This is a genomic window from Hyalangium sp. (assembly GCF_045802625.1).
Lineage (GTDB): Bacteria > Myxococcota > Myxococcia > Myxococcales > Myxococcaceae > Hyalangium.
On the sequence record NZ_JBJMQP010000065.1, the window covers coordinates 83,307 to 90,952 of the forward strand.

The window sequence follows — 7,646 nt, forward strand, 5'->3', positions numbered from 1 at the left end:
TCCACCGTGGCTCGGAGCACGCGGCGGGAGGGCCCCCGCCGCGGCTGCGCGAGCTGACTACTCCCGGCGCTTCCGGGCCACCAGCGCCGAGAGGACCGCCAGACCCATCATCGCCAGCGAGGACGGATCCCCACCCGCGGAGGCGCAGCCCACTCCCGTGCCGAGCAGCGCCCAGTCCGGCGGCGGCGGCTGGTACGTCCAGGTCGCGGAGGCGGGGGTTGGGTCCACATTGCCCACGGCATCCCGGGCCCGCACCTGGAGGGTGTGATCGCCCTCGGCGACGCCTGAGAAGGTCACCGGATCCGAGCACGCGGCGAAGGCCGCGCCGTCGAGGCTGCACTCGTACGTCACATTGGACTCGTTGGAGGAGAAGTCGAACGAGGCGTCAGGGTTCTCGGTCTGGCCCGAGGGCGCGGAGACGATGGTCGTCTCCGGCGGCGTGGTGTCGACGAAGAAGCGAACGGGGCTGGACGCGAGGCTGGTGTTGCCCGCGACATCCGTGGCGGTGGCAGTGACGGTATAGGTGCCGTCCGCCAGCGGTGTGGTGGGCGTGAGGCTCCAGTTGCCCGTGGTATCCGCGGTGGTGGTGCCCACGGCGCTCCCGTTGAGGGACACCGTCACCGTGCTGTTCGGCTCGGCCGTGCCGGAGAGGGTCGGCGTGGTGTCCTGGGTCACCGAGTCATTCACGGGGCGAGTCACCACCGGGGCGCCGGGCGGCGTGGTGTCGATGGTGAAGTGATTGACGTTGGAGCGCTCGCCGGTGTTGCCCACGGGGTTGGTGGCCACGGCGCTGACGTCGTAGCTGCCCTCCGCCAGCGGCGTGGTGGGGGTGAAGCTCCAGTGCCCGCTCGCGTCGGTCTGCACGGTGCCAAGCTCCTGGGTGCCCAGGGAGATCGTCACCGTGGAGTTGAGCTCGGAGGTTCCGGAGATAGTCGGCGTGGTGTCGTGGGTCACCGAGTTGTTCTCCGGCGTGACCACCACGGGGGGCGGGGGAATCGTGGCGTCCACCGTGAAGGTGTTGGTGTTGGACTCGGGGCTGGTGTTGCCCACCGCATCCGTCGCCGTGGCCTTCACCGTGTGGAGCCCGTTCGACAGGGCCGCCGGGGACACGAGGCTCCAGGCTCCCGCGGCGTCCGCCTTGACGGTGCCCACCGCCGCGCCATCCACGATCACCGTGACGGTGCTACCGGCCTCGGCCGTGCCGCTGTAGGTCGGCCGGTTGCGGTTGAGCGTCGAGCCATCGGCCGGCGCCACCACCACCGGAGCCGCCGGAGCCGTGGTGTCCACCGTGAAGCTGTTGGTGTTCGAGGCCGGACCCGTGTTGCCCACCGTATCCGTCGCTGTCGCCTTCACCGTGTGCACGCCATCGGCCAGCGCCGTGGTCTGCGCGAGGCTCCAAGCGCCCGAAGCATTGGCGGTGGTGATCCCCACCGCCGTGCCATCCACGATGACAGTGACGGTGCTGCCGGCCTCGGCCGTACCGCTGTAGGCCGGCTTGTTGTTGCTGGAGACCGAGCCGTTGGCTGGAGCCGTCACCACCGGAGCCGCCGGAGCCGTGGTGTCCACCGTGAAGCTGTTGGCGCTGGAGTCGGGGCTGGTATTGCCCACCTCATCCGTCGCCGTGGCCTTCACCGTGTGCACCCCATCGGCCAGCGCTGTGGCCGGCGTGAGGCTCCAATTCCCCGAGGCATCCGCCGTCGTGGGCCCCACGGCGGTTCCGTCCACGTACACGGTGACGGTGCTGCCGGCCTCGGCCGTGCCGCTGTAGGTCGGCCGGTTGTTGCTGGTCACCGAGCCGTTGGGCGGAGTGATCACCACCGGTGCCGCAGGGACAATGGTGTCCACCGTGAAGCTGTTGGTGTTGGAGCCGGGGCTGGTGTTGCCCGCGGCGTCCGTCGCGGTCGCCTTCACCGTGTGAGGCCCATTCAGTAGACCGGCCGTGGGCGTGAAGCTCCAAGTGCCCGAGGCGCTGGCCGTGGTGGGGCCTACCACCGCTCCGTCCACGATCACCGTGACGGTGCTACCCGCCTCGGCGGTCCCGCTATAGGTCGGCGTGTTGTCGTTGGTCGTCGAGCCATTGGCGGGGGTAGCCACCGTCGGAGCCGCCGGAGCCGTGGTGTCCACCGTGAAGCTGTTGGTGTTGGAGTCGGGGCTGGTGTTGCCCGCGGCATCTGCCGCCGTCGCCTTCACCGTGTGCACGCCGTCGGCCAGCGAAGCAATGGGCGTGAAGTTCCAGGCGCCAGAGGCATTGGCCGTGGTGGTGCCCACCGCCGCCCCGTCCACGATAACGGTGACGGTGCTGCCAGCCTCCGCCGTACCGCTGTAGGCCGGCTTGTTGTTGCTGGTGGTCGAGCCATTGGCTGGAGCCACCACCACCGGAGCGGCCGGAGCCGTGGTGTCCACCGTAAAGCTGTTGGTGTTCGAGTCCGGACCCGTATTGCCCACAGCATCCGTGGCACGGGCCTTCACTGTGTGTACCCCATCACCCAGCGCCGTGGCCGAAGTGAAGCTCCAAGTCCCCGAGGCGTTCGCCGTGGTGGGGCCCACCGTCGCGCCATCCACGATGATGGTGACAGTGCTGCCGGGCTCCGCCGTACCGCTGTAGGTCGGCTTGTTGTTGCTGGTGATCGAACCATTGGCTGGGGCCACCACCACCGGAGCGGCCGGAGCCGTGGTGTCCACCGTGAAGCTGTTGGTATTCGAGTCCGGACCCGTGTTGCCCAGCGCATCCGTGGCGCGAGCCTTCACTGTGTGCGTGCCATCCGCCAGCGCCGAGGTCTGCGGGAAGCTCCACGCTCCCGAGGCATTGGCCGTGGTGGTGCCCACCGTCGCGCCATCCACGATGACGGTGACGGTGCTACCGGCCTCCGCCGTGCCACTGTAAGCCGGCTTGTTGTTACTGGTGGTCGAACCATTGGCTGGAGCCACCACCACCGGAGCGGCCGGAGCCGTGGTGTCCACCGTGAAGCTGTTGGTATTCGAGTCCGGACCCGTGTTGCCCACGGCATCTGTGGCGTGCGCCTTCACCGTGTGCGTGCCATCCGCCAGCGCCGCGATCGAAGTGAAGCTCCACGCCCCCGCAGCGTCCGCCGTGGTGGTGCCCACCACGGTTCCGTCCACGATGACGGTGACGGTGCTGCCGGGCTCCGCCGTGCCGCTGTAAGTCGGCTTGTTGTTGCTGGAGACCGAGCCGTTGGCTGGAGCCACCACCACCGGAGCGGCCGGAGGCGTGGTGTCCACCGTGAAGCTGTTGGTGTTGGAGTCCGGACCCGTGTTGCCCAGCGCATCCGTGGCGCGGACTTTCACCGTGTGCGTGCCATCGGCCAGCGCCGTGGGCTGCGCGGAGCTCCAAGCGCCCAAAGCATTGGCCGTGGTGGTGCCCACCACGGTTCCATCCACGATGACGGTGACGGTGCTCCCAGGCTCCGCCGTACCGCTGTAGGCCGGCTTGTTGTTGCTGGTGGTCGAGCCGTTGGCCGGCGCAATCACCACCGGAGCGGCCGGAGCCGTGGTGTCCACCGTAAAGCTGTTGGTGTTCGAGTCCGGCCCCGTGTTGCCCACCGCGTCCGTGGCATGGGCCTTCACCGTGTGCGTGCCATCGGCCAGCGCCGTCGTCTGCGTGAAGCTCCAGGCTCCCGCAGCGTTGGCCGTGGTGGTGCCCACCACGGTTCCATCCACGATGACGGTGACAGTGCTGCCGGGCTCCGCCGTACCGCTGTAGGTCGGCTTGTTGTTGCTGGTAGTCGAACCATTGGCTGGAGCCACCACCACCGGAGCCGCTGGCGCCGTGGTGTCTACCGCGAAGCTGTTGGTGTTGGAGTCCGGACCCGTGTTGCCCAGCGCATCTGTGGCGCGAGCCTTCACTGTGTGCGTGCCATCCGCCAGCGCCGTGGTCTGCGTGAAGCTCCACGCTCCCGAGGCGTTGGCCGTGGTGGTACCCACCACGGTTCCATCCACGATGACGGTGACGGTGCTGCCGGGCTCTGCCGTGCCGCTGTAAGCCGGCTTGTTGTTGCTGGTGACCGAGCCGTTGGCCGGAGCCACCACCACTGGAGCAGCCGGAGGCGTGGTGTCCACCGTGAAGCTGTTGGTGTTGGAATCGACACTGGTATTGCCCGCTGAGTCCGTGGCGCGGGCCTTCACCGAGTGCGTGCCATCGGCCAGCGCCGTGGGCTGCGTGAAGCTCCACGCTCCCGAGGCGTTGGCCGTGGTGGTACCCACCGTCGTGCCATCAATGATGACGGTGACGGTGCTGCCGGGCTCCGCTGTGCCGCTGTAAGCCGGCTTGTTGTTGCTGGTGACCGAGCCGTTGGCCGGAGCCACCACCACCGGAGCGGCCGGAGGCGTGGTGTCCACCGTGAAGCTGTTGGTGTTGGAATCGACGCTGGTATTGCCCGCCGAGTCCGTGGCGCGGGCCTTCACCGAGTGCGTGCCATCGGCCAGCGCCGTGGGCTGCGTGAAGTTCCAGGCCCCCGCGGCATCCGCCGTGGCGGTACCCACCGTCGTGCCATCGACGATGACGGTGACGGTGCTCCCGGGCTCCGCCGTGCCGCTGTAGGCCGGCTTGTTGTTGCTGATGGTTGATCCGTTGGCTGGCGTCACCACCACCGGGGCCGCCGGAGGCGTGGTATCCACCGTGAAGCTGTTGGTGTTCGAGTCAGCGCTGGTATTGCCTACCGCATCCGTGGCGCGGGCCTTCACCGTGTGCGTGCCATCGGCCAGTGCCGTCGTCTGCGGGAAGCTCCAGGTGCCGGAAGCGCTCGCCGTCGTGGTCCCCAGCACGACTCCATCCACGATCACCGTGACGGTGGTCCCCGCCTCCGCGGTACCGCTATAGGTCGGCTTGTTGTTGCCGGTCACCGAGCCATTGGCTGGCACAAGCACCACCGGGGCCACCGGAGGCGTGGTGTCCACCGTGAAGCTGTTGGTGTTGGAGAACGGCCCCGTATTACCGGCTGCGTCCGTCGCCGTCGCCCTCACCGAGTGCGTGCCATCGGCCAGCGCCGTGGCCGGAGTGAAGCTCCAAGCGCCCGACGCATTGGCCGTGGTAGTGCCCACCACGACTCCGTCCACGTACACGGTGACGGTGCTGCCGGCCTCGGCCGTGCCGCTATAGGTCGGCTTGTTGTTGCTGGTGGTCGAGCCATTGGCCGGCGCAAGCACCACCGGGGCGGCCGGAGGCACCGTGTCCACCTTGAAGGTGTTGGTGTTGCTCGGGCCGCTCTGGAGCGGGCTATTGATCGCAATGGCATAGACAGAGTGGGTCCCGTCCGCCAGGGCCGTAGGCTGTGTGAAGCTCCAGTTACCGGCGGCATCCGGCGTCACGCGCCCGATCTCGACGCCATCCACGTAGATGGCCACCTGGGTGCCCGCCGAGAAGGGCGTGGCGAGCGTGCCGCTATAGGTGGGCGTGGAGTTGTTCGTGCTGGAGTTGTTCGGAGGCGTCACCACCACCGGCGCGGTCAGCGGGTAGTAGCACTCCGGGATGAGCGTGAAGTCGCCGTTGCCGCCCATCTGCGCGCCGTACGGATCTGCAGTGCTCTGCTGAATCCCCTGGGGTCCGCCAGCGACGGCCGATGCGGTCAGCGGACAGAGGGGAGCGCCTCCACAGGCCTGCAACAGAATCCGCCCCCCGCCACCTCCACCTCCGGGCCCCGTGAGCGCTGACGCGATGCTACCTCCGTGCTCTCCCTTCGCATGGATCTTGCTCGGTGAGCACTGCGCAGTCCCTTGGAGGCGAATGTGGATGGTGCCTCCTGCACCGCCACCGCCCCCACCATCATCCGAGGAGATATCCGCGGAGTAAAAACCATCAGCCAGGATGCTGCCCGTCCCGGTGAGATTATTGGCGCGGATGAAGACGATGCCTCCACCTGTGCCGCCCGCCGCCGTCGGCGAATTCCGGATATGACCTGGACCACCGCCACCGCCCAGGAGCAGACGCGTCAGCGATGGGGCGATCAGCGCCGTACCGCCCTGCCCTCCCACAACCCGATTGCCGTCGTTGCCTCCATCCCCTCCGGCTCCACCGTTGCCACCTCCGCCACCACCCGACTTCACGCACACGCCACCGCCACCGCCACTGGCCACCCGGCCGCGCCCCGTCTGCGAGGTCCCATAACGCGTCACGGCGATGCCCTCTCCCTTCTGGGCTCCCGTTGGCGCGGGCTGATCCAGCCCCGAGCAAGTGGTGGTCGTACTGTTATCCAGCACGGGCTGGCCGCCACGGAAACCGAGGCTCGTCACGCTGATGGTGGCGTTGACGGTCACCGTGCCCGTGGCCAGGAAGGCCAAGACTCCGCCGATGCTTCCGTTCCACGGGCGGGCGCCGACGCTTGACGTCCCGCCGATCGTGACATTGACGTACTCCGGCACCCGGATGACCTGGGTCACGTTGGCCGCATAGGAGTAGAGCAGCGGCTGCGTCATGGTCAGCACCGTCGGCGTCGCTCCGGACACCCCGGACACCCGCGCCAGCTCCCAGCGCCCCACCGGATCGTTGCTGAGATCGATCGGGCCGGGCGTGCCAGAAGCCGGCTCGGGGACGATGCCCGTGGTCTGGAGCACCATGATCAGGTCCCCAATCACGATGCCTGGGTTGGAGGACACCGTGATGGTGGTGTCCCCCGGTGCCGCGGGAGCGCTCACCTTGGCGTAGAGGTTGATGATGCCCGTGCCCAAGGTCTGTGAGCCGTTGTGCCCATCGCCCAGGCCGTAGATGTCCTCCCCGGCCAGGGCGGGCAGCGCGCACATGAACACCGCCAGCTGCGCGGCGCGGATGAGCTTTCTCGAAGATGCGTTCTTCATGTGTCTCGTCCCCCGCGCCTACTGCTGGGCGCCCTCGCGAGGAGTGGTGAGGAATTCGACCCGGCGGTTGGCCGCCCGGCCTTGCTCGGTGGTGTTCGGCGCGACCGGCATGCTGCGGCCCATGCCCTTCGCCTCCAGGCGCTGCGGCGCCACCCCCTTCTTGATCAGGTACTCGCGCACCGCCTCCGCGCGGCGCTGGGACAGATCGTGGTTGTACGTGTTGTTGCCACGCTCGTCCGTGTGGCCCTCGATCCAGACCTTCGCCAGCTCGGGGTGCTCGAGGATGACCTTCGCCACCTGATCCAGCAGCTTGAAGCTGCGCTTCTGGATCGTCGCCTTGGCGGTATCGAAGTAGACCTTGTCCTTGATCTCGAGCCGATCCTTCTGGATCTCGACGATCTGCTTCTCCTTCACCGGGCAACCCTGGTTGTCCACCGGGCCCGGCTCCGTCGGGCAGTTGTCGCGGTGATCCGGCACCGTGTCGCCGTCCGTGTCCTTCGCCGGGCAGCCCTTCAGCTCGGCGATGCCGGGCTCGGCCGGGCAGGCGTCCACCGCGTCCTCGATGCCATCCTTGTCCGTGTCCGGGCAGCCCTGGAACTGCGCCACGCCGGGCACCGCCGGGCACTTGTCCGCCGAGTCCTCGATGCCGTCCTTGTCCGTGTCCGGGCAGCCCTGGAACTGCGCCACGCCGGGCACCGCCGGGCACTTGTCCGCAGAGTCCTCGATGCCATCCTTGTCCGTGTCCGGGCAGCCCTGGAACTGCGCCACGCCCGGTACCGTCGGGCACTTGTCGTCCGGATCAAAGACCCCGTCGCCATCCGAGTCCTTCACCGGGCAGC

General features: G+C 68.4%; 2 protein-coding genes. Both read right to left on the reverse strand.

From position 1 onward, the window contains the following. Positions 1-57: 57 nt before the first annotated feature. Positions 58-6,807, reverse strand: a complete 6,750-nt coding sequence (gene agmC / locus ACJ8AT_RS13555) for an adventurous gliding motility protein AgmC (protein ID WP_407738121.1) — start codon at positions 6,805-6,807, stop codon at positions 58-60. An 18-nt stretch (positions 6,808-6,825) separates the two neighbouring features. After that, positions 6,826-7,646 (reverse strand): OmpA family protein (locus ACJ8AT_RS13560; protein ID WP_407738122.1); only part of this gene is annotated, 821 nt, incomplete at its 5' end.

What these genes read in the sequence shown, in the direction of transcription:
- agmC (WP_407738121.1), bottom strand. Translation starts at nt 6,807, where the DNA reads ATGAAGAACGCATCTTCGAGAAAGCTCATCCGCGCCGCGCAGCTGGCG.